The following is a 21,837-nucleotide window of genomic DNA, read 5'->3' on the forward strand; positions in this document are numbered from 1 at the left end:
GTTGCGCCGGCGAGTGAGCAATCACCATTGTCCGAATGCGTCCGCCTTGAACAACTTTCAACACACTAAATAGCAACTTAAAAGAGGCCATTGCAAACTCATTTCCAGTCCGCAACGGCCTCCCCTTAAGGAGTTTTATTTACTTTCTTTCACGCTCTTAAATCGCCCCAAGAATCCGTCTGGCATTATCAATCCTCTCCTGCGTTGGAGGTTTCACGCCCTCCAGCGGATAAGGAATCCCCAGCTTTTCCCATTTAAAAATGCCAAGAGTATGATACGGAAGAACTTCCACGCGCTCAACGTTTTTCAGTGTATGGATAAAATCCGCCAGCTGGTGCAGATACTCATCCTTGTCACTGCCCCCCGGTACTAACACATGCCGGATCCAAACAGGCTTACCCATATCCGAAAGCTCACGGGCCATGGCAAGAATATTCGTATTGGTCTGCCCGGTAAGCTTCACATGCTCCTGCTCATTGATCTGCTTGATATCCAGAAGCAGAAGATCTGTATACTTCATCAGCTCCAGCCACTTAGAATGCCACGGCACCTTAGTCGTATAAGGATTTCCGCTGGTATCCAAAGTAGTATGGACTCCCGCTTCCTTTGCCTTACGGAAAAGCTCTGTGAGAAAATCCATCTGCAAAAGTGGTTCCCCGCCGCTCACCGTGATACCACCCTTATCTCCCCAGTAAGACTTAAACCGAAGTGCTGTCTTCAAAAGCTGATCCGTAGTGTACTCTTTTCCATCTGTCATATTCCAGGTATCCGGATTATGGCAGAACTGACAACGCATAGCACAGCCAGAAAGAAAAATCACATATCTCACTCCAGGTCCGTCCACAGACCCGAAGCTCTCCAGAGAATGAACATAGCCTTTTAACATTTCTAATTCCTTTGCATTCATATTTATAAAAAGGACATGCAACCTCTGACATATATTGTATTGCATGCCCTTTTGTTTCGCCGATACTATTTTAAAATATCAGACTTACATTCTGTCGTGGCAGGTTCTGGCAATAACATCCAGCTGCTGCTCTCTTGTCAGATCGATAAACTTAACTGCATAACCGGAAACACGGATAGTGAAGTTTGCATACTCCTCTTTTTCCGGATGCTCCATAGCATCGATCAGTTTCTCTTTGCCAAATACATTTACGTTCAGGTGATGTGCACCCTGATTGAAATATCCGTCCAGTACATGTACCAGATTATCTGTACGCTCTTCATCACTATGTCCAAGAGCTTCCGGATTAATGGTCTGTGTATTGGAAATTCCATCCAGTGCATCCTCATAGTCAAGCTTTGCAACAGAGTTCAGGGAAGCAAGAAGTCCGTTCTGCTCTGCGCCGTAGGATGGGTTTGCACCAGGTGCCAGAGGCTCTCCAGCCTTTCTTCCATCAGGAAGAGCTCCGGTAGCTTTACCATAAACAACGTTAGAGGTAATGGTAAGAATAGAAGTGGTTGGCTTGGAATCACGGTAGGTATGGATGTGTTTCAGTTTATCCATGAAGGTGGAAAGCAGATTTCTTGCAATCTCATCTGCTCTGTCATCATCATTACCATAGCGTGGGAAATCACCCTCAACCTGGAAATCAGTGGTAATTCCATCCTCATCACGGATAGCTTTTACCTTCGCATACTTAATAGCAGACAGAGAATCTACTACATGTGAAAATCCAGCAATACCTGTTGCAAAAGAACGCTCAACCTTGGTATCGATAAGCGCCATCTCAGCTGCCTCATAGTAATATTTATCATGCATATAGTGGATCATGTTCAGAGTTCCTACATACAGATGAGCCAGCCAGTCCATCATCTGGTCATATTTCTGCATAACCTCATCATAATCAAGATACTCGGAAGTGATCGGCTTGTACTCCGGTCCTACCTGAGTCTTTAACTTCTCATCCACACCACCGTTGATCGCGTAAAGGAGGCATTTTGCAAGATTTGCACGAGCTCCAAAGAACTGCATTTCCTTACCAGTCTCAGTAGCAGATACACAGCAGCAGATGGAATAATCATCGCCCCATACCGGACGCATAACATCATCGTTCTCATACTGGATAGAACTTGTTGTAACAGAAATATTAGCAGCATATTTCTTGAAGTTTTCCGGCAGCTTGGAAGAATAAAGAACAGTAAGGTTTGGCTCCGGAGCCGGTCCCATATCCTCAAGAGTATGAAGGAAACGATAGTCATTCTTGGTAACCATATGGCGTCCGTCAACACCAATACCTGCAACCTCAAGAGTTGCCCATACCGGGTCACCGGAGAACAGCTGGTTGTAGGACTCAATTCTTGCAAATTTAACCATACGGAATTTCATTACCATGTGGTCAACAAGCTCCTGTGCCTCTTTCTCAGTGATCACGCCATTCTTAAGGTCTCTTTCAATATAGATATCAAGGAATGTGGAGATACGTCCAACACTCATTGCAGCACCATTCTGGGTCTTAATTGCTGCAAGATATCCAAAGTACAGCCACTGGAATGCCTCATGAGCATTCTTTGCAGGCTCTGAAATATCATAACCATAGACCTTTGCCATCTCTTTCATTCCTTTAAGAGCGCGGATCTGATCTGCGATTTCCTCACGAAGCTGGAAATCATAACGTCTCATACCCTGACGGTCACTTGCTGCAAAGTCTTTCTCTTTGCCCTCGATCAGCGCATCAATACCGTACAGAGCCACACGTCTGTAATCGCCTACGATACGTCCGCGTCCATAAGTATCCGGAAGTCCGGTAAGGATATGGCTGTGACGTGCTCTTTTCATTTCTGGTGTGTAAATGTCAAAAACGCCCTGGTTATGTGTTTTGAACTCATATTTTGTAAACATATCATGGATCTGAGGATCTACCTTGTAGCCGTACATTTCGCATGCCTGCTCAGCCATTTTGATTCCGCCGTATGGCATAAATGCACGTTTCAGAGGCTTATCTGTCTGAAGTCCTACAACCTTCTCAAGATTCTTTAGGTCTTCAGCAATATATCCTGGTCCGTATGCGGTCAGGCCTGTGACAACCTTTGTCTCCATGTCAAGCACACCATTGTTGGCACGCTCTGCTTTCTGCAGCTCCTGCAGCTTTCCCCACAGTTTGTCAGTAGCCTCGGTCGGGCCTTCCAGGAAAGAATCGTCTCCGTCATAAGGGGTATAATTGTGACGGATAAAATCACGAACGTTAATCTGTTCTTTCCAACGATTTCCTTCGAAGCCTTCCCACTGTGCAAAATCTTTCATTCTTGTACCTCTTTCTTTATTTTATAGTTCTCCGCGTATATTGAAGAATTGTTATTAGTTTAACGATTGTAGTATACGAGATTGTTATTTCTTAGTCAATCGGTTTGGGGAATGCTTTTAATAAAGTACAATTTATCTGGTAAAAAATGGATTTCCCTATATATAAGTCCTATATTATGTACTTTAATTCATTTTTCCATTTGTAAGTCCCATTTTCACTGTAGTAAATACAGAGAAATATTCTCGATATACTTTGTTAAATTTTATCAACTTAATTGAAGGGGCTATCGCTTAACGAATGAATTTTCGTGAAGCTCTCGATGGTCTTATCTGTATCGCCATGTTCAATGCCATCGCGGAGCGTGTTGCTGTGAACGAAGTGGACAATAACTTATACTCCTTTCTGCTTGCTAAAAATTTAAGTATTTGTTTTACTATTATCTTGTCATATGTTATCCTATTCTTACAACATTAAGGGGGAAACAAATGTAATGGAAAAGAAATCAAACCATTTTTCAGGACAGCTTGGTTTTGTCCTGGCTGCAGCCGGAAGTGCTGTAGGAGTGGGAAATTTGTGGAGATTCCCATACCTTGCCGCAAAAGACGGAGGCGGCTTATTTTTAATTATCTATCTGATTCTGGTACTAACCTTCGGATTTGCCCTTCTCACCTCGGATATTGCGATCGGACGGCGTACACAGAAGAGTGCCATCGGAGCCTATACCCAGTTGCGTCCCAGATGGAAGTTCCTGGGAATCCTTACCTTCCTTGTACCAGTGCTTATTATGACCTATTACGCGGTCATCGGCGGATGGATCACCAAATATGCAGTGGTATACATAACCGGTCAGGCACAAGCAGCTGCCGCAGATGACTATTTTACAGCCTTTATCACCTCTTCCACTTCACCGGTGATCTTCGCACTGCTTTTCATGGGGGTTACTGCTTTCATTGTATACAATGGCGTGGAAAAGGGGATTGAAAAAGTATCCAAATGGATGATGCCGGTCCTGCTGGTTCTGGTCGTAGTGATTGCAGTGTATTCTCTTACGATTTCACACACGGATGCTTCCGGTCAGCTTCGCACCGGCTTACAGGGATTTCTTTACTACCTGACGCCTGACCTTGAAGGACTGACTGTGCATCGTTTTCTGCAGATTCTGCTGGATGCCATGAGCCAGCTGTTCTTTTCACTCAGTGTATCCATGGGAATTATGATCACCTACGGCTCCTATGTAAAACCTGAAGTGAACCTGAACAAAGCGATCAATCAGATTGAAATTTTTGACACAGGTGTTGCCTTTCTTGCAGGTGCCATGATCATCCCGGCTGTATATGTGTTTTCCGGCACTGAGGGAATGGGTGCCGGACCAAGCCTGATGTTTATTTCCCTGCCAAAGGTATTTTCTGCAATGGGAAAAGCTGGTACCTTCGTAGGAATCCTGTTTTTCGTAACTGCTATTTTTGCAACCTTGTCTTCCTGTATTTCCGTACTGGAATCTATTACTGCAAACTGCATGGAAATTTTTCATACCAGCCGTAAAAAAACAGTTCTTGTTTTATCTGTGATCTACCTTGCAGCTTCCGCAGTTATCGCTTTGGGATACAGTATTTTCTATGTGGAAGTGAAGCTTCCGAACGGTTCTGTAGGACAGCTTCTTGATATTATGGATTACATCAGCAACAGTGTTATGATGCCGTTTATTGCACTGCTTTCCACGATTCTCATCGGCTGGGTCGTAACGCCGGATTATGTGATTAGCGAAATGGAAAGAAGCGGGGATAAGTTCCGTAGGAAAAAATTGTACCGCGTCATGATCCGCTTTGTTGCACCGGTTATGATGTTTATTCTGTTTTTACAGTCTACAGGGATTTTATCTTAAACTGCAGAGCATGTTTGAGGAAGACTTTCTGCAAGATGTGCCTCACAATTTGTGAAAGATTATATTGTAAAAAACATCCAGCCTGCCATCGTTATATGGAGACTGGATGTTTTTTATAATTTGTAATTGTAAAGATACTGAAGCTTTATTAATTTCTCACTGCCAGCGGTGTTCTGCCTCTTCGATTTCCTCAATAAACATTAAAAGGAAGCTGATGAGAAGCAGGATGCTGGATACCCAGATGGCTCTTTCGCCGTAAGCCATTGAAAGTCTGCCGCCAATTCCTGCGCCAATGGCAAACAGGAAAATAATGGCGAAGTAGCATAAGGCCTGACGAAGCAGGCGTGGCTTTCTTTCACGCATGTAAGCGGAAAGAGCGGCAGTACCGCTTCTCAGATTTCCGATGCACATGGTGCTGGCATAGGCATTTCCTTCAACCTTTCGGAAGGTCTGCACCTGAAGGGCGCAGGAGAAGGATACCAGGGTGGTGGCAAGCACGTTCAGGTTCCCTGGGATGAAGCCAACCAGAAACAGCAGGATGATCTCTACCAGAAGGATTCCCTGGCGCCAGTGAAGGCGTCTGGCATAGCGGAATTTTTCCTGAATGCGTTCCGCTAACAGAACTCCAAGAAAGAATGCGGTCAGGGGAATGAGATAATGCAATCCTGCTTTCACTTCGCCGTTCATAAACCGCTCACTCATCAGTACCACGTTTCCGGTCTGGGCGTTGGAGAAAACGCCATCGCGGGTAAAATAGGTATAGGCATCCTGAAATCCTCCTGACACTGCAAGGAATGCACTGTTTATGAATGCTTCTGAGGTCTGTACCCTTTTATGATGGTCCATAATAAGCTCCTTCTTTCGTCTTTTGTCTTTCGTATACATACATATCTTCAGATTATAGAATAAATAATGCTTTCTGTAAACATCTATTTTGATATGTGGAGTATATATATCTTATATGCCTGGAGCGTATTTGAAAAAGACTTTCTGCAGGATTTCCGTCACAATTATTAGTTTTCTTTATGCGCTTCCAGATACTCTTTTCTTCCCTCTTCATAAAGATTATTGCCTTCGCTGTCAATAATGACTACAAGGGGCATATCTTCTACGTAAAGCTTACGGAGAGCTTCTGCACCCAGATCCTCATAGGCGATAAGCTCCGCTTTTTTGATACATTTGGCAAGAAGGGCGCCGGCACCGCCGATGGCTCCGAAGTAAACACCGTGATATTTTTTCATGGCTTCTACTACTTCAGGCAGACGTGCTCCTTTTCCGATCATTCCACGGGCTCCTACAGACATCATGGTTGGTGCATAGGCATCCATACGGCCGCTGGTAGTTGGTCCGGCAGATCCGATGACCTGACCTGGTTTTGCAGGAGTTGGTCCTACATAATAAATAGTTGCATCTGTTGGATCAAAAGGAATCTTTTCGCCTTTTGCAAGAGCCTCACACATACGCTTGTGACCTGCGTCACGGGATGTGTAGATGGTTCCGGTAAGGAGAACCTGATCTCCTGCGTGAAGGGTTTTTGCCAGTTCTTCCGTCAGAGGCAGTGTAATATGTCTTCTTTCCATGATCAGATCACCTCCGTTTTGTGGCGGGTAACGTGGCAGTTGATGTTGACTGCACATGGCATTCCCGCAATGTGAGTAGGCATTGTCTCAATATTCAGACCGATGGCTGTGGTCTTTCCGCCAAAGCCCTGTGGTCCGATTCCAAGCTTGTTTACTTTCTCCAGCATTTCATCTTCCAGCTCTGCATAGAATGGATCCGGATTGTGGGAATCCAGAGGACGCATCAGTGCCTTCTTTGCAAGAAGAGCACATTTGTCAAAGGTTCCACCGATTCCAACCCCTACAACCATCGGAGGGCATGGGTTCGGGCCTGCGGTCTCAACGACTTCCAGAATGAAATCCTTGATCCCCTGAAGTCCTGCAGATGGCTTGAACATACGGATCATACTCATATTCTCACTTCCGAAGCCTTTCGGGCCCACTGTGATCTTCACTTTATCGCCAGGAACGATTTCTGTATAAATCATAGCCGGGGTATTGTCTCCTGTATTTCCACGGCGTACAGGATCTTTTACAACAGATTTGCGAAGGTATCCGTTTGTATATCCGCGGCGTACACCTTCATTGATTGCATCTGTGAGATCTCCGCCTGTGAAATGTACATCCTGTCCGATTTCCAGGAACACGCATGCCATTCCTGTATCCTGGCAGATCGGTACATTTTCGTTATCTGCAATATCAAAATTCTCAATAATATTGTCAAGAATACCCTTGGCAATCTCTCCGTCTTCGCATGCGCGGCATGTTTTGATAGCGCATTTTACGTCTTCCGGAAGATGTTCGTTTGCTTCGATACAGAGTTTTTCGATGACATCTGTAAGTCTGCTTACTTCTACTTCACGCATTTGGTAAACTCCCTTCTTTCATTTCTGGCATACCGCCAAAAGGCGACATATCTTTTTACATTATATAAGAAGCTTCCGGTACCGGCAATTTAACGGTACCGGAAGTTCATTTTAACTATCTGGTTATTATCTCTGCTCATGACGGGCATAGTTTGGAAGCAGTAACGGAGATACTTTATCGGTCTCTGCTCCTGCTGCTTTTAACTCTTTCTCATATGCGTAAATATGATCCAGGTTCATTTCTCCAAGCTCTACCTCTTTGCATTTTGCAGCTGCCTTTTTACCGGCATTTCTTCCGAATACGATTACGTCCAGAAGAGAGTTACCCATCAGTCTGTTTCTTCCATGGATTCCGCCTGCAGCTTCTCCTGCAACCAGAAGATTCGGGATTTCTTTTGTAAATCCATCTCCATCAATTTCCAGACCACCATTCTGGTAGTGCAGAGTAGGGTAGATTACGATCGGCACTTTTCTCATATCAACGCCATAGTTCATGTACATACGGAACATTGCCGGGATTCTCTTCTCAATAGTTCCCTCTCCTCCAAGGATCTCAATCATCGGAGTATCCAGCCATACACCTTTCAGTCCGCCAGGAACCTCTACTCCACGGCCTTCCTCACACTCACGGATAACACCGGAAGCATTGACGTCACGGGTTTCCAGAGGGTGAATATAGGCTTCTCCGTTTGCATTTACAAGCTGCGCGCCAACGGAACGAACTTTCTCTGTTACCAGTGCGCCAAGGATCTGGGACGGATAAATGGCACCAGTTGGATGGTACTGGATGGAATCCTGATAAAGAAGGGAAGCACCTGCTCGGTAACCAAGTACAAGACCATCTGCGGTTGCGCCGTAGTGGTTAGAGGTAGGGAATCCCTGATAGTGCATTCTTCCTGCTCCGCCGGTTGCAATGACAACTGTTTTTGCTCTTGCAACGGAGTAATCGCCGGTTTCCATATTAAGAAGAACAGCACCTGCAGTCTGTCCTTTTTCATCTTTCAGAAGTTCTACAGCGGAAGTAAATTCTACTACCGGAATGCCAAGGTTCAGAACCTCGTCACGGATAGTACGCATGATTTCAGATCCGGAATAATCCTTTGCAGCATGCATTCTCTTTCTGGAGGTTCCGCCGCCGTGTGTGGTGATCATGGTTCCATCGTCTTCTTTATCGAACTCAACGCCAAGATCGTTCAGCCATTTAATTGCATCCGGAGCTTCCATTACAAGTCTCTTTACCAGCTCTGGCTTTGCAGCAAAATGTCCGCCGCCGAAGCAGTCCAGATAATGCTGTACAGGAGAATCGTTTTCTTTGTCAGCTGCCTGGATTCCGCCTTCTGCCATCATGGTGTTGGCATCACCGATACGAAGCTTGGTCACGATCATAACGTTGGCACCTGCATTGTGTGCTTCGATGGCACAGGAGGAGCCTGCACCGCCGCCGCCGATTACAAGTACATCTACATCATAATCGATTTTGTTAAGGTCAATTTTTTCATTCAGAAGACGGCTTTCGGAGTGAAGCATTTCTGCCAGTTCCAGCGGTGCCTTCTGTCCTTTGTTTGGTCCTACTTTGATTTCTGCAAATGCATCCGGGTTATAGTCTGGATGGAATTTCTTAAGAAGAGCATCTTTCTCATCAGCGCTCAGACGTCTTGGCTCTGTTGCCATACGCTGTGCTCTTGTAGCCTCTACCTTTTTGATGGATTCCATCATATTTTCTGGATATGGTGCGTACATGTTTTTATGCCCTCCTTATTTCTCAATTTCTCTGTTGTTATAAAGTTCTTCCATGTCTGTGATCGGTTTCTGCATGATCTGCTCGATCAGATCATCGTATTTGCCTTCATGGATCTCTTCTACACGTTTTTCAAGATGCTCACTCTTAGGAGCAATGTATTTTCCTGTGAGACGTCTTGCAAGAAGACCTACCATCGGGTGAGAGATACCTGCCGGACATCTTACGGAACAGCATCCGCAGCTTACGCAGTCAAAGGATTCTTCTGCACATTTCTCAAGCTCGCCTCTCTGTGCATATGCGATGTACTGCATTACATTTAAGCCCTGGGTACATGCTTTTGTACATGCGTTACAGCCGATACAGCTGTAAATTTCCGGGTAGAGCTCCATCATGACCTGCTGGTTTGGCTGAAGGTCTTCGATGTTGTAGAGTCTCTTGTCTGTAGGGAAGAACGGGATGCTTGCTACATACATGCCTTCCTGTACCTGCGTCTGACAGGCAAGACAGGTTTTCAGTTCGTTGTCGCCTTTGATTCTGTAGATTGTGGCGCAGGCGCCGCAGAAGCCGTGACGGCAGCCGCAGCCGCGTTTTAAAGTGTATCCGGCATATTCCATGGCCGTCATAATGGTCAGGTCAGCTGGTACGGTGTATTTTTTACCGAAGAAATATACGTTTACCATATTTTCCATTTTGGGAGTTCCTTTCTTCTGATTGTCTAACTCTATCTCTTACAAATTGTGTTACTCAGGATAATAATAATTACAACATCTATGACAATTAAAACTAATAGCACATAAACAAAACTGGATGGCAAAAAGCTTTCAAATAGTCCGGTTATCAGAAGGAGAATAGCGATCACGCCCATTCCAATTCCGTATACACGGCACAGCTTTTTCTCATCATATCTGGCTTTCTCTTCTTTTGAAGCAGTGTTATAGCCAGAAATAAATTTGCTGCCATGACCACTTAGTAAAGCAATGGTCAAAATTACAAAGACAGCAAAGACGCCCCAGAGTATCCAGTCTGATCCATGAGCTGTATCTGCCAATGTCATAAAAATCCCCCTTGTATTTACTGAAACTTTTGGGTTTACTTAGTACTCGTCAGGTAACTGGTCAATCTCGTCCATTCTAAATACCGGTCCGTCTTTGCAGACATATTTAGATCCAATGTTGCAGCGTCCGCATTTACCAATACCGCACTTCATGCGAAGCTCCAGTGTTGTGTAAACCTGGGTTCTTGTAAATCCAAGCTCCTCAAGGCCCTGAAGTACGAATTTGATCATGATCGGCGGTCCGCAGACTAATGCGACTTTGTTGGTGTCGAAGCCGATTTCTTTCAGATAGGTTGGTACGAAACCAACATGTCCGTCCCAGCCTTCCTGCTCACGGTCGATGGTCAGGTAGACGTTTACGTCTTTTGCATTCATCCACACTTCCTGGATTTCTTTTAATTTTACAAGATCATCTGCGGAACGGGAACCGTAGAGAATATCTACAGTGCCATAGTCATCGCGATTGTCAAGAACGTAGTTGATTACGGAACGAAGTGGTGCAAGACCGATACCACCGGCGATAAACAGAAGATTTTTCCCCTTCAGCTTATCCTCTACTGGAAAATGGTTTCCATATGGTCCACGGACTGTGATCTCATCTCCCACCTGAAGGCTGTGAAGATAAGAGGTCAGCTCACCACATTTCTTAATACTGAATTCCTGATACTCTTTATTCGTAGGTGAGGAAGTAATGGAAAACATACCTTCGCTTACACCTGGGGCGCAGACCATGGCACACTGACCAGGCATATGTTCAAAAAGCTTTCCTCCATCCGGTGCTGTTACACAGAATGTTTTTACATCCGGAGTCTCCTCATGAATATTTGTGATCACACCAACCTGTGGAATCAGAGTATCCAGAGTATAATTTTTATGACAAGTACACTCGCTCATTACTTTTCACCTCCATGCTTTTCAAAAGCCTTGATCACCTTCACGATATTTAAAGATGACGGACATTTTTCCACGCAGCGGCCACAGCCTACACAGGAGTACATACCGTTGTTATTAGCAGGGAAATATACAAGCTTGTGCATAAATCTCTGACGGAATCTCTGCAGCTGGCTGGTACGGTTATTTCCGTGAGCCATCATTGTGAAATCGGAATACATACAGGAATCCCAGCAACGGTAACGCTTTACACCGTGTCCTGTGTCGTAATCCTTGATGTCATAGCACTGGCAGGTCGGACATACAAAGGTACAGGTTCCGCATGCCAGGCATGGTTTATATAAAGTCTCCCAGACAGGAGAATTAAACTTCGCATCTGTAGCATTTCCATCCCATCCTTCCAGGGAAAGATGTGTATATGGAAGCTTTTCTACAATGTTATGGATTGCTTCTTTTTCAGCATCCACTTTTGCCTGATCGCCGTCAGCCGGGGTAAGAAGTTCTTTTACAGCTTCTGTAAGAGCCTCTCCTTTTTCCGTAAGGGCTTTCCAGTAAAGGCTTCCCTCCACCATCCAGGCTGCTACATCGGCAATTCCTTTTCCATCGGCGTCTGCTTCCGGATCTGCTGCATCTGTTCCAAAAACCTTACAGAAACAGGATTCCTCCGGCTCATGACAAGCCAGGGCAACGATAGTTCCATGGTCTCTTCTTGCTGCATAGAAAGTATCAACAGGATCAGCAAGAAAAACCTTATCCAGAACTGCAACCCCTTTTACATCGCAGGCCTTCATGCCAAATACAACGAACGGACGGCTTCTCAGCTCTTCCGGCTCTACGGTCAGCTTCTTTCCATCACGAACACAGGTGTAAAGTGTTTCGCTCTGTGGGAAAAAGGCATCTTTGCCGGATTTTACGGTTTTCAATGTCTCAAGGTCTGCCTCTTCTCCTTCATTCCAAAGGCCGAAGTTGGTCTGTCCTGCCTTTTTGATCGGAAGGATCAGATCCTGGCTTTCTGCGATTTTCCGGAATAATGCTTCCAGATTTTCTTTTTCAATCTTATACATACATTATCCCCTTTCTGCCACTACACCTGGCTCTACATCATCAAATGTAAAGCTGGTCAGCGGGCCTTTTGACTCAGCATCTGCTCCTGCCTGATATTCGCCGTAGAAGGTATCAATATCCTTGATGAACTTACGGTTAAACAGATGAAGCGGAATCCCCTGCGGGCAGACACGGCTGCACTCACCGCAGTCTGTACATCTTCCTGCAACGTGGAATGCACGGATAATGTGGAACATTTTTTCTTCAAAGGAATCCACATTTGCCTTCTGCGCACTGTCAAACTTGTTGCTGTCGAATACACATTTACGACAGCTGCAGGCTGGACATGCATTGCGGCAGGCATTGCAGCGGATACATTTGCTCAGCTCCTTCTGGAAAAATGCGAAGCGCTCTTCCGGGCTCATCTTCTCAATTTTCTCCACCTCTGCAAAACGGTCTGCATCCTTTGTATCCTTGGATTCGCCGATGATCTCGTCGTAGATCATGTGCTCTTTTCCTTTACATACATGGCAGCGCTCCAGCATAGCATCTTTGTAATCTACGGTTTTGTCGCCGTAGATTGTGGAAACGTTAAGTGTTTCACAATCATCGGTAAGCTCAGCACCGGAAATACTCTGGATTCCCTTGATGCCTAATTTACGAAGCTTTTCCACATCCAGCTTTCCTTTACATCCAACACCGATAATGTAGGCTTTTTCACGGTCTACACGGTGCTCCTTAATCAGCTGGTTGAAGCTGTAGGTATCACAAGGCTTCAGACAGACAAGGGTTTTTCCCTCTAATTTGGAAGCCTCGATCATCATTTTACTTAAGTTCTGTCCGCAGAAACCATTATAGACAAATTCGTCCAGGCTTTCTGCAGTTTCGAAATATGCTGCTTCCGGATTGTAAGGCAGGTCTCCGGCTTTCCAGCCAAGAACACGTACTACGGTTCCATCAGCCAGCAGTTCTTTTGCACGAGCGATCAGTTCCTGCATCTTAAATCCTCCAATCTGACGTTTTTACCCAGAGAATGGATTTTTTCCACAAATTCATTCATGGTCTGGGAGAATTTTACACCTTCTGCTGCAGATACCCACTCAACACGGGTACGGCCATTTTCCACACCGATGAAGTCCAGCATGGAGAAAAGAAGTGTCATACGTCTTCTCGCATAATAGTTTCCGGTTGTGTAGTGGCAGTCTCCCGGATGGCAGCCGCACATAATCACACCGTCAGCACCTTTTTCAAAGGCACGGAGGATAAACATTGGATTTACACGGCAGGAGCATGGTACACGGATGATCTTTACATCAGCCGGATAAGAAAGACGGCTGCTTCCTGCAAGGTCTGCACCTGCGTAGCTGCACCAGTTACAGCAGAATGCCACGATCTTCGGTCTGAATTCTTCTTTTGCTTCTATCGACATATTGCATCTACCTCCGCTAAAATCTGTCTGTTGGAGAATCCCTGGAGATCCATTGCTCCGGACGGGCAGGTTACGGTACATGCACCACAGCCCTGGCAAAGAGCATTGTTTACAACAGCAATTCTTCTTGTCTCACGGATTCCGTGGTCATTTACCTGTTTTTCCTCATAGGAAATCGCACCATACGGACACACATTTGCACACTGGGAGCATCCGTTGCAAAGAAGCTCGTCAGAATGTGCGGTACATGGGTTGGTGGTCAGCTTGTCTTTTGCAAGAAGGCCGATTGCCTTTACTGCTGCTGCGCCAGCCTGTGCAACTGTCTCCGGAATATCCTTTGGTCCCTGGCAGACACCGGAAAGGAAAATACCAGCTGTAGGGGACTCTACCGGACGAAGCTTTGCATGTGCTTCTGTGAGGAAGTTGTTGGTATCAATACTTGCGGTAAGCATAGTTGCAATTTTTCTTACATCCTTGTTTGGCTCGATGGCAGCTGCAAGAACTACCATATCAGCCTCCATAAGAATCTGTTTATTTTCAAGCAGGTCAGAAGCCTGAACCATAAGAGTTCCATCTGGCTGTGGGATTACCTTTCCAACCTGGCCTTTTACATAATTTACACCGTAATCTTCAACAGCTCTTCTGTAGAACTCATCGAAGTTTTTACCGGGAGTACGAACGTCAATGTAGAAAACAGTTACATTTGTATCCGGGTATTTGTCACGGATCAGCATTGCATGTTTTGCAGTGTACATACAGCAGATCTTGGAACAGTAGCTCTTTCCTCTGTCGTCAGAGCAACGGCTTCCCACACACTGTACAAATACAATGTTTTTCGGAGCTTTTCCATCGGAAAGTCTCTCAAGATGACCCTTTGTAGGTCCTGCTGCATTCATGATACGCTCAAGCTCAAGAGAGGTGATAACGTCCTTACTCTGGCTGTAAGCGTACTCATCATATTTATCCAGCGGAATCACGTCAAAACCGGTTGCAACCACGATTGCACCATATTTCTGTGTAACGATCTCATCCTTCTGCTCATAATCAATTGCACCTGCAGCACAAACCTTGGAGCAGACACCGCATTTTCCGGTTTTAAACTTGGTACAATGCTCGCGGTCGATTACCGGAACATTTGGGATAGCCTGAGCGAACGGAATGTAGATAGCACTTCTGTTATTCAGACCGCGGTTAAATTCGTTTGGATTTTTCTTGGACGGACATTTCTCAGAACAAACGCCGCATCCGGTACATTTGCTCATATCCACGCTTCTTGCTTTCTTGCGGATATCAACGGTGAAGTCACCTACAAAGCCGCTTACCTTCTCAACTTCACTGTATGTATAGATGTTGATTTTCTCATGTGCTGCTGCCTCTACCATTTTCGGTGTAAGGATACATGCAGAGCAGTCCAGAGTTGGGAAGGTCTTGTCCAGCTGGGACATTCTTCCACCGATACTTGGAAGCTTCTCCACAATATCAACCTCATAACCAGCCTCTGCAATGTCAAGGGCTGACTGGATTCCGGCAATACCTCCGCCGATTACAAGAGCACGTTTGGTTACAAGGCTCTCGCCTGGCTGAAGAGGAGCATCCAGATTTACTTTTGCGATTGCGGCTCTTGCAAGGATCACTGCCTTTAAGGTAGCCTCTTCCATATCCTTGTGGATCCAGGAGCAATGCTCACGGATATTGGCAATCTCTACCATATATGGGTTTAATCCCGCTTTCTGTGCTGCCTTTCTAAAGGTAGCCTCATGCATACGCGGGGAACAGGAACAGACTACGATTCCTGTCAGATTTTTTTCATGGATGGCGTTAATGATCTTGGCCTGTCCTGCTTCGGAGCACATGTACTGATAATCTTCCGCATGAACAACGCCTGGCTCTTTTGCTGCCATCTCTACTACTTTTTTTACATCAACTGTGGCTGCAATATTGGTACCACAATGACATACGAATACACCTATTCTCTGCACCTGTTTTTCACCTCCTGTATCTTCTGAATGCACTTACCAGCAGCTGCTGCGGTGTGTCTTCATCAAGCAGCTCCGGAATTTCGTCTGCGGTCAGATAGTTCTGCCCACGCTCGCGGACAACCAGCTGTCTGGCTGCGTCGATCAGTTTTCCCGGTTTAACATCTCTTGGACAGCGTTCTACACATGCAAAGCAGGAGAGGCATTTCCATAAGGATTTTGACTGTGCAAGAGCTTCAATGTCGCCGTTCTGTACATAAGTTACAAACTGGTGAGGCTTGATATCCATCTCGTTAAATGCAGGACAGGTTGCGGAGCATTTGCCGCATTTCATACATTTCAGGGGATTTACTCCGGAAATTTCTTTGATTCGCTCTGCTGCATTCTGGGTATTTCCATATGTATAAGCCATTACTTCGCCACCTCCTCTTTTACTCCGAGAGCTTCTGCAAGAAGTTCTGTAAAATAGTAAACAGGAAGATCGCCGTTTCCGTTCTTTTTCAGGTTATACATGCAAAGTGGACAGGCTGTGATCAGCATATCTGCTTCAAAGCCCTTTGCACTGTCCATGATCTTTTCACACATATTCTGTGCCATTTCTTTTTCTTTCAGGGAAATGTAGCCGCCGCAGCACTCATTGCGGTATGGGTATACCACAGGCTCTGCGCCAAGGGCACGGATGAAGTCTTCCATAATGGTGGGATTCTCCGGATTATCAAATGCCATGATCTTTCCTGGTCTTAAAAGAAGGCAGCCATAATATGCACCGATTTTTTTGCCAGTTAAAGGATTTACCACTTTCTTTTTGATCTCATCAAATCCAACTTCATCACGGAGTACTTCCAGATAATGAAGGACATTTGTCTCTCCTTCATATGGAGTATCCAGTTTCAGATAATTATTTGCTCTGGTGCGGATGTCGTCCACGTTTTTCATGTCATCGTTCACACGTTTGAGCACATGATGACAGGCTGAACAGACTGTAATCAGATCCTGTCCTTTTTCTTTTGCGTCATTTAAAGCCCGGACGGAAGAAAGTTTGGTGGCAATCTCATCGCTGCCAAGAGGATATACGCCGCCGCAGCACTGCCAGTCTTCTATCTCTTCCATTTCGAAGCCCAGTGCTTTTGCAGAAGCTCTGGCATAGGCATCCAGATCTTTTGCCTTATTCTTCAGGGTACATCCTGGATAATAACTGTACTTCATGCTTCTTGTTCCTTTCTTGTCACTGTTCACTAAATGTGCTTTTCTAAATTCACATATGTAAACAGCAGCTATTTGGGTTGCTTTCGCAAAGTGGAACCCGACTTACCGCTTTCCGCGATAGAAGCCGGGGATGTCTTTGCTGGTATAGTTGAATGTAATGCTTCGATTCTGCACTTGAAATTATTTTTTTCTTTACAAAATGCACTCTACAAAGCTAAGGTGAAAAATTACTGTTTCTTCCGTTCACATCTGTCTGCTTCGCGGAATAATATCTGGGAACAATAACTTTTAAAGCTCAATCTGTGCGATTACTTCCTTCAGGGCATCGGCACTCTTCTTCAGCAATGCAATTTCCTCTTTATTCATACGCATCTGAACTTTTCCCTGTGTTCCATTTGGTCCTACAAGAGTAAGGGTACTCAGGCACACATCTTCGATTCCATACTCACCGTGAAGCATGGAGGATACGGTTGCAAGGGAATCGGAAGCTGCCAGGATCAGACCTACCAGCTGGCAAACGGTAGCAGATACTGCATAGAAGGTTGCACCTTTCTTTGCAATAACTTTTCCGCCGGATTTCTGTACATATTCCAGCATGGCTTCTTTATCCAGAGGTTTCACATCCTTGCCGTGAGCTTTCATTTCTTCATAATACTCATCTGTGCTGAGACCGGAAATGTAAGCGCCTGTCCATGGAATGAAGGAGGTGTCTCCGTGCTCGCCAAAAACATAAGCGTGGATATTTCCCTGGGCTACTTTGAAGTGCTCGGAAAGTCCATAGCGAAGTCTTGCTGTATCAAGAATAGTTCCGGATCCCATGATCTGATTCTCCGGAAGACCGGAAATCTTGGTAAATACATAGGTCATAATATCTACCGGGTTGCTTACGATAATATACTTTGCGTCTGGAGCTTCTTTTACGATCTGAGGAGTGATGCTCTTCAGAATGTTTACGTTTGTCTGAGTAAGCTCAATTCGTGTCTGTCCTGGTTTACGGGCGATTCCGGAAGTAATGATCACGATGTCTGAATCTTTGGCATCTGCGTAATCTCCGGCCACCAGAGATACAGGGCTTCTAAAGCAGGTTCCCTGCTCAATGTCCATAACCTCTCCTTCAACCTTCTCCTTGTTGATGTCGATCAGAACAATCTCGGAAGCGATCTCATCGTGTGCCAGTGTGTAAGCGATAGTGGAGCCAACGCTTCCAGCTCCGATAATGGTAATTTTGCTGCTCATAAAAAACTCCTTTCATGGGGTTGTGGGATTGTGTCAACTTTTCCCTCTGTTTTGTTACTTTTCCGTGGGATTGGTTGGTTTTCCCTGTGTGATGTCCTTTGTTTCTTGTTTATTTTTTAACAATCACAGTTAGAAAAAAAGCGGGTAAAAACTTTATTTTCTGCCTTGTGACATGGCCTAAACCAGAAACACAGAGAATTTTCTTCCTGTTTTCCTGGTTCAAGTCATGTCACTATGTGTTTCTTGACAAACAATTCTCAACAAAAGGACTTTTCCCTCTTCGTCTCCGCATAAAATATTGGTTTTCTCCGCTCTCATTAAGATACCACAATGACAATCTTTTAACAACTATTTTTTTTAATTTTTATCATTATTTTGGGGCTTCTACATATTGCATAAATATAGGGGCTCTGTTTTGTATGATTTTATGTAGGTTACTTCTGTAAATCCCATTGTCCCCAGATTGGCGTCTCCCTTTTTCAGATATGCATTAATTTCCTTATTATTTACAATTTTCTGGTACTTCAAGTAGATCAGTTCTCCTTTTTAGCTTTTTTCTCAAGATAATTATAAGGAAAAAAAGCAGCTTGTTGTCTCGGACATGTAAAATTTTGTTTAAATTTGAGATGAAGAAAGCATCTGTCAGTTACGATTCGACAGATGCTTTTTTCTAAAACATGTTTAAAAAATCATGGATCTCACCAATGCTTTTTCTTGCCCGAATCAGCAGGCGTACAGCTTCACAATATTCTTCAGATTCTCCACGGCATAATCCATTCCTTCAACGGTAATGTGTTCGCATGGTCCGTGGAAGGCATAGCCGCCGGTTCCAAGGTTCGGACAAGGCAGTCCCATGAAGGAAAGTCTTGCGCCATCTGTGCCGCCGCGGATTGCAACTGTCTCAGGATTCAGTCCGGACTGCTGCACAGCCTTCTTCGCATTATCGATCAGATGCATACAAGGCTCAATCATCTCTCTCATATTACGATACTGCTCTTTCATAGTAAGCGTCACAGTACCTTCACCATATTTTTCATTGAGAAGTTTGGCAATATGCCACATCATCTCCTGGCGGCAGGCAAACATGGCACTGTCATGGTCGCGGATGATATAGTCAAGGCTTGCCGTGGATACATCTCCGCTCATTTCGCAGAGATGGAAAAATCCCTCATACTCTTCTGTATTGGCCGGAGTATCTCCTGCTGGAAGCATGTTGTTAAACTCCATGGCAACCAGCGCTGCATTGATCATGGTATTCTTACTGCTGCCTGGATGTACGGAAAAACCTTTGATCTTTACCTTTGCACCTGCGGCATTGAAGTTCTCGTATTCAATCTCATTCTCAGCGCCGCCGTCTACAGTGTAGGCAAAATCAGCCCCAAAGCCTTCTACATCGAAGAAGTCTGCACCACAGCCGACCTCCTCATCCGGGGTAAAACCGATGCAGATTTTTCCATGAGGAATACTCTCAGTGATAATCTGCTCTGCCATGGTCATGATTTCTGCTACGCCAGCCTTGTCATCAGCCCCAAGAAGCGTAGTTCCATCTGTAGTGATCAAGGTTCTGCCTTTTAAAGAGGAAAGGTGTGGGAAATCTTTCAAAGTAAGGGCATATTCGCTCTCTCCCAGTTTCACATCTCCACCGTCATAATTCGGGATGATCTGAGGATTTACGTTCTCTCCTGAGAAATCAGGTGCCGTGTCCATATGTGCAATAAAACCAATGGCCGGCTTATCCTCAAGTCCTTCTGTTGCCGGGATTATACCATAAACATAGCACTTGTCATCAATGCGCACAGCCTGAACTCCTATCTTTTTCAGTTCCTCTGCCAACTGGTTTCCCAGGTCAAACTGACGGCTGGTGGATGGCACGTTCTCCTGCTCATCCTCGCTTGTGGTATATACTTTCACATAATTTAATAAACGTTCGTATGCACGCATTTTTGCTTTTCTCCTTCTCATGTATTCTTTATTTTCAAGCAGCTCGGCTAAATAATTTTACAGCTCTTCCAGTTTCTCCAGTTCCCCGCCAAATGAAGTATCCATACATTCTTCAAAAGACGCTTCCTTCTTCATCTTCTCCAGTGCCACTCCCGCCTTCTTTACAGTCTGCACCGTTCCGGCACCTGCTATGCAGCCGCCAGGACACGCCATGCCTTCCAGCAGATATCCGTTGTATTTCCCTGCTTTGGCTGCCATCAGCATCTTTTTACACTCCTGAAGTCCGTTAGCACTGACTACCTTCACCTCGCGATCCGGATCCATACGCTTTACAGCTTTCACAACTGCGGCTGCCACACCGCCGCTAACAGCAAAGCCACGACCGTCACTACTGGCCTGGGTAAGAGGCTCTTCCTCCGGAAGGCTGGCAAAATCAACATCCTTGGCATCAAACATGCCTTTCACCTCTTCAAAGGTGAGAACGAAGTCCACATAGCTTCGAACCGACTTACGGCTTGCCTCCAGCTTCTTGGCTGCACATGGTCCTACAAACACGATCTTGCAGTCTGGCTCTTCCTGCTTCAGAAGTCTGGCAGTCAGTACCATGGGAGTAAGCGCCATGGAAATGCAGTTGGCAAGCTGTGGAACCGTCTTTTTTGCCATAACAGACCATGCCGGGCAACAGGAGGTTCCCATAAACGGAATTTTCTCCGGCACTTCCTTCATGAAGTCCTTAGCCTCCTCAATGGTGCAAAGATCTGCACCCACAGCCACTTCCTTAATATCCGTAAATCCAAGCGCCTTAAAAGCTCCCCGAAGCTGGGTATTCTTCAATTCCGGTTCAAACTGACCTGCCACAGCCGGCGCTACAATGGCATAAACTGGTGTATCACTTTTTAATGCCATAATGGTCTGATAAATCTGTCCCTTATCTACAATGGCACTGAACGGACAGCTTACCAGGCACATTCCACAGGAAACACACTTGTCATAGTCGATCTCTGCTCTGCCATACTCGTCTGAATGGATGGCATTCATTCCACAGGCCTTGGCACACGGACGCTCCTGCTTGATAATGGCATTATATGGACAGGATTCCAGACACTTTCCACATTTGATGCATTTCTCCTGATCGATCACAGACCGCCCGTTTTCCATGTGGATAGCCTGCTTGGGACAGACCTCCTGACAAGGATGTTCCAGACAGCCCTGGCAGCCCTCTGTGACAATCACACGCTTCTCCGGACAGGAGTTGCAGGCGAATTTAATAATATTGATAAGGGGCGGCTCATAATATTTCTCTTCGATCAAGCTGGCTTCTACGCCCTTGGAAATTGGCGCATGCTCGGAAATGTTTCGAAGAGGCAGTCCCATTGCCACACGCAGTCTCTCTCCTACGATAGCTCTCTCCAGAAAAATACTGTCACGATATGTTGCAATCTCTCCTGGAAGAATTTTGTACGGAAGATCATCCATCTCTTTCTCAATGTCGCCCTCATAGGCAAGCCGGGCAATTTCAGTAAAAATCTGGTGTCTGATTTTTGTCTTTGATGAGTATAGTCCTCTCATTCTTTTTCTCCTTATGCTGTAGTATTTTGCACCAGCCAGATTTTACCGCAATCAATCTAACTGTCTTTATAAAGTTTTCTTTCTCCGCTTTTTTAAATAGTTGATATAAATTCATCAAGTATTTATTATACCACCTATCATACAAAAAAATTATAATTTAAGCAAATCTTTTTCCAATTTCTTTTCCTGGAGCAT

General features: G+C 45.1%; 20 protein-coding genes. 1 reads left to right on the top strand and 19 read right to left on the bottom strand.

The genetic code is table 11. From position 1 onward, the window contains the following. Window positions 1–157 precede the first annotated feature (157 nt). Window positions 158–886, bottom strand: coding sequence for a pyruvate formate-lyase-activating protein (gene pflA / locus ACESTK_RS16080; protein ID WP_118578234.1), 729 nt, complete (start codon window positions 884–886; stop codon window positions 158–160). Between the two features lie 105 nt (window positions 887–991). Further along, entirely contained in the window at window positions 992–3,247 is a 2,256-nt protein-coding gene (gene pflB / locus ACESTK_RS16085; protein ID WP_118578149.1) for a formate C-acetyltransferase, read from the bottom strand. A gap of 491 nt (window positions 3,248–3,738) precedes the next feature. Between pflB and ACESTK_RS16090 the strand changes: the two genes are divergently transcribed. Next, a complete protein-coding gene (locus tag ACESTK_RS16090) occupies window positions 3,739–5,130 on the top strand; it encodes a sodium-dependent transporter (RefSeq protein WP_373120235.1) in 1,392 nt (463 codons plus the stop codon). A gap of 156 nt (window positions 5,131–5,286) precedes the next feature. On the opposite strand, the gene ACESTK_RS16095 is transcribed toward ACESTK_RS16090, so the two are convergent. The 17 genes from ACESTK_RS16095 to ACESTK_RS16175 all read right to left on the bottom strand — a co-directional run bounded on the left by ACESTK_RS16095 (window position 5,287) and on the right by ACESTK_RS16175 (window position 21,642). Beyond that, a complete protein-coding gene (locus tag ACESTK_RS16095; protein WP_118578147.1) occupies window positions 5,287–5,976 on the bottom strand; it encodes a YoaK family protein in 690 nt (229 codons plus the stop codon). Window positions 5,977–6,143: 167 nt separating this feature from the next. Continuing rightward, window positions 6,144–6,710, bottom strand: coding sequence for a Fe-S-containing hydro-lyase (locus tag ACESTK_RS16100; RefSeq protein ID WP_118578146.1), 567 nt, complete (start codon window positions 6,708–6,710; stop codon window positions 6,144–6,146). 2 nt (window positions 6,711–6,712) lie between these two features. Next, window positions 6,713–7,555: a fumarate hydratase gene (locus ACESTK_RS16105; RefSeq protein WP_187565083.1), complete on the bottom strand. Its 843-nt coding sequence runs from the start codon at window positions 7,553–7,555 to the stop codon at window positions 6,713–6,715. 126 nt (window positions 7,556–7,681) lie between these two features. Then, window positions 7,682–9,295 (bottom strand): FAD-dependent oxidoreductase, encoded by a 1,614-nt coding sequence (locus ACESTK_RS16110; RefSeq protein WP_118578144.1) that lies wholly within the window; start codon window positions 9,293–9,295, stop codon window positions 7,682–7,684. A gap of 15 nt (window positions 9,296–9,310) precedes the next feature. Further along, window positions 9,311–9,985, bottom strand: a complete 675-nt coding sequence (locus ACESTK_RS16115) for a 2Fe-2S iron-sulfur cluster-binding protein (protein ID WP_118578143.1) — start codon at window positions 9,983–9,985, stop codon at window positions 9,311–9,313. A gap of 32 nt (window positions 9,986–10,017) precedes the next feature. Continuing rightward, complete coding sequence (locus ACESTK_RS16120) at window positions 10,018–10,350, bottom strand: DUF3784 domain-containing protein (protein WP_173716027.1); 333 nt, start codon at window positions 10,348–10,350, stop codon at window positions 10,018–10,020. A gap of 39 nt (window positions 10,351–10,389) precedes the next feature. Further along, window positions 10,390–11,244 (bottom strand): FAD/NAD(P)-binding protein, encoded by an 855-nt coding sequence (locus ACESTK_RS16125; RefSeq protein ID WP_148461092.1) that lies wholly within the window; start codon window positions 11,242–11,244, stop codon window positions 10,390–10,392. Continuing rightward, the gene (locus ACESTK_RS16130; RefSeq protein WP_173716026.1) at window positions 11,244–12,305 is read right to left on the bottom strand and encodes a 4Fe-4S dicluster domain-containing protein; all 1,062 of its coding nucleotides are present in this window, start codon (window positions 12,303–12,305) and stop codon (window positions 11,244–11,246) included. The genes ACESTK_RS16125 and ACESTK_RS16130 overlap by 1 nt, the downstream gene beginning before the upstream one ends. Window positions 12,306–12,308: 3 nt before the next feature. Continuing rightward, entirely contained in the window at window positions 12,309–13,283 is a 975-nt protein-coding gene (locus tag ACESTK_RS16135; RefSeq protein ID WP_373120236.1) for a 4Fe-4S dicluster domain-containing protein, read from the bottom strand. After that, complete coding sequence (locus tag ACESTK_RS16140; protein ID WP_118578139.1) at window positions 13,271–13,714, bottom strand: hydrogenase iron-sulfur subunit; 444 nt, start codon at window positions 13,712–13,714, stop codon at window positions 13,271–13,273. The genes ACESTK_RS16135 and ACESTK_RS16140 overlap by 13 nt, the downstream gene beginning before the upstream one ends. Next, entirely contained in the window at window positions 13,705–15,693 is a 1,989-nt protein-coding gene (locus ACESTK_RS16145; protein ID WP_118578138.1) for a CoB--CoM heterodisulfide reductase iron-sulfur subunit A family protein, read from the bottom strand. The genes ACESTK_RS16140 and ACESTK_RS16145 overlap by 10 nt, the downstream gene beginning before the upstream one ends. Window positions 15,694–15,700: 7 nt before the next feature. Continuing rightward, window positions 15,701–16,102 carry a 4Fe-4S dicluster domain-containing protein gene (locus tag ACESTK_RS16150; protein WP_118578137.1) on the bottom strand — a complete coding sequence of 134 codons (402 nt, stop codon included), beginning with the start codon at window positions 16,100–16,102 and terminating at the stop codon, window positions 15,701–15,703. Continuing rightward, entirely contained in the window at window positions 16,102–16,896 is a 795-nt protein-coding gene (locus ACESTK_RS16155; protein WP_118578136.1) for a CoB--CoM heterodisulfide reductase iron-sulfur subunit B family protein, read from the bottom strand. The genes ACESTK_RS16150 and ACESTK_RS16155 overlap by 1 nt, the downstream gene beginning before the upstream one ends. A gap of 288 nt (window positions 16,897–17,184) precedes the next feature. After that, window positions 17,185–18,132 carry an L-lactate dehydrogenase gene (locus tag ACESTK_RS16160; protein ID WP_118578135.1) on the bottom strand — a complete coding sequence of 316 codons (948 nt, stop codon included), beginning with the start codon at window positions 18,130–18,132 and terminating at the stop codon, window positions 17,185–17,187. 384 nt (window positions 18,133–18,516) lie between these two features. Beyond that, window positions 18,517–18,660, bottom strand: a complete 144-nt coding sequence (locus ACESTK_RS16165) for a hypothetical protein (RefSeq protein WP_173718189.1) — start codon at window positions 18,658–18,660, stop codon at window positions 18,517–18,519. A gap of 195 nt (window positions 18,661–18,855) precedes the next feature. Further along, complete coding sequence (gene pepT / locus ACESTK_RS16170; RefSeq protein ID WP_237963172.1) at window positions 18,856–20,073, bottom strand: peptidase T; 1,218 nt, start codon at window positions 20,071–20,073, stop codon at window positions 18,856–18,858. Window positions 20,074–20,130: 57 nt separating this feature from the next. Continuing rightward, window positions 20,131–21,642: a 4Fe-4S dicluster domain-containing protein gene (locus tag ACESTK_RS16175; RefSeq protein WP_148461086.1), complete on the bottom strand. Its 1,512-nt coding sequence runs from the start codon at window positions 21,640–21,642 to the stop codon at window positions 20,131–20,133. Between the last annotated feature and the right edge of the window lie 195 nt (window positions 21,643–21,837).

The sequence above is a fragment of the Ruminococcus sp. Marseille-P328 genome, assembly GCF_964249465.1.
In the GTDB taxonomy this organism is placed as follows: Bacteria; Bacillota; Clostridia; order Lachnospirales; family Lachnospiraceae; genus Blautia_A; species Blautia_A faecis.

What these genes read in the sequence shown, in the direction of transcription:
- pflA (WP_118578234.1), bottom strand. Translation starts at nt 886, where the DNA reads ATGTTAAAAGGCTATGTTCATTCTCTGGAGAGCTTCGGGTCTGTGGAC.
- pflB (WP_118578149.1), bottom strand. Translation starts at nt 3,247, where the DNA reads ATGAAAGATTTTGCACAGTGGGAAGGCTTCGAAGGAAATCGTTGGAAA.
- ACESTK_RS16090 (WP_373120235.1), top strand. Translation starts at nt 3,739, where the DNA reads ATGGAAAAGAAATCAAACCATTTTTCAGGACAGCTTGGTTTTGTCCTG.
- ACESTK_RS16095 (WP_118578147.1), bottom strand. Translation starts at nt 5,976, where the DNA reads ATGGACCATCATAAAAGGGTACAGACCTCAGAAGCATTCATAAACAGT.
- ACESTK_RS16100 (WP_118578146.1), bottom strand. Translation starts at nt 6,710, where the DNA reads ATGGAAAGAAGACATATTACACTGCCTCTGACGGAAGAACTGGCAAAA.
- ACESTK_RS16105 (WP_187565083.1), bottom strand. Translation starts at nt 7,555, where the DNA reads ATGCGTGAAGTAGAAGTAAGCAGACTTACAGATGTCATCGAAAAACTC.
- ACESTK_RS16110 (WP_118578144.1), bottom strand. Translation starts at nt 9,295, where the DNA reads ATGTACGCACCATATCCAGAAAATATGATGGAATCCATCAAAAAGGTA.
- ACESTK_RS16115 (WP_118578143.1), bottom strand. Translation starts at nt 9,985, where the DNA reads ATGGAAAATATGGTAAACGTATATTTCTTCGGTAAAAAATACACCGTA.
- ACESTK_RS16120 (WP_173716027.1), bottom strand. Translation starts at nt 10,350, where the DNA reads ATGACATTGGCAGATACAGCTCATGGATCAGACTGGATACTCTGGGGC.
- ACESTK_RS16125 (WP_148461092.1), bottom strand. Translation starts at nt 11,244, where the DNA reads ATGAGCGAGTGTACTTGTCATAAAAATTATACTCTGGATACTCTGATT.
- ACESTK_RS16130 (WP_173716026.1), bottom strand. Translation starts at nt 12,305, where the DNA reads ATGTATAAGATTGAAAAAGAAAATCTGGAAGCATTATTCCGGAAAATC.
- ACESTK_RS16135 (WP_373120236.1), bottom strand. Translation starts at nt 13,283, where the DNA reads ATGCAGGAACTGATCGCTCGTGCAAAAGAACTGCTGGCTGATGGAACC.
- ACESTK_RS16140 (WP_118578139.1), bottom strand. Translation starts at nt 13,714, where the DNA reads ATGTCGATAGAAGCAAAAGAAGAATTCAGACCGAAGATCGTGGCATTC.
- ACESTK_RS16150 (WP_118578137.1), bottom strand. Translation starts at nt 16,102, where the DNA reads ATGGCTTATACATATGGAAATACCCAGAATGCAGCAGAGCGAATCAAA.
- ACESTK_RS16155 (WP_118578136.1), bottom strand. Translation starts at nt 16,896, where the DNA reads ATGAAGTACAGTTATTATCCAGGATGTACCCTGAAGAATAAGGCAAAA.
- ACESTK_RS16160 (WP_118578135.1), bottom strand. Translation starts at nt 18,132, where the DNA reads ATGAGCAGCAAAATTACCATTATCGGAGCTGGAAGCGTTGGCTCCACT.
- pepT (WP_237963172.1), bottom strand. Translation starts at nt 20,073, where the DNA reads ATGCGTGCATACGAACGTTTATTAAATTATGTGAAAGTATATACCACA.
- ACESTK_RS16175 (WP_148461086.1), bottom strand. Translation starts at nt 21,642, where the DNA reads ATGAGAGGACTATACTCATCAAAGACAAAAATCAGACACCAGATTTTT.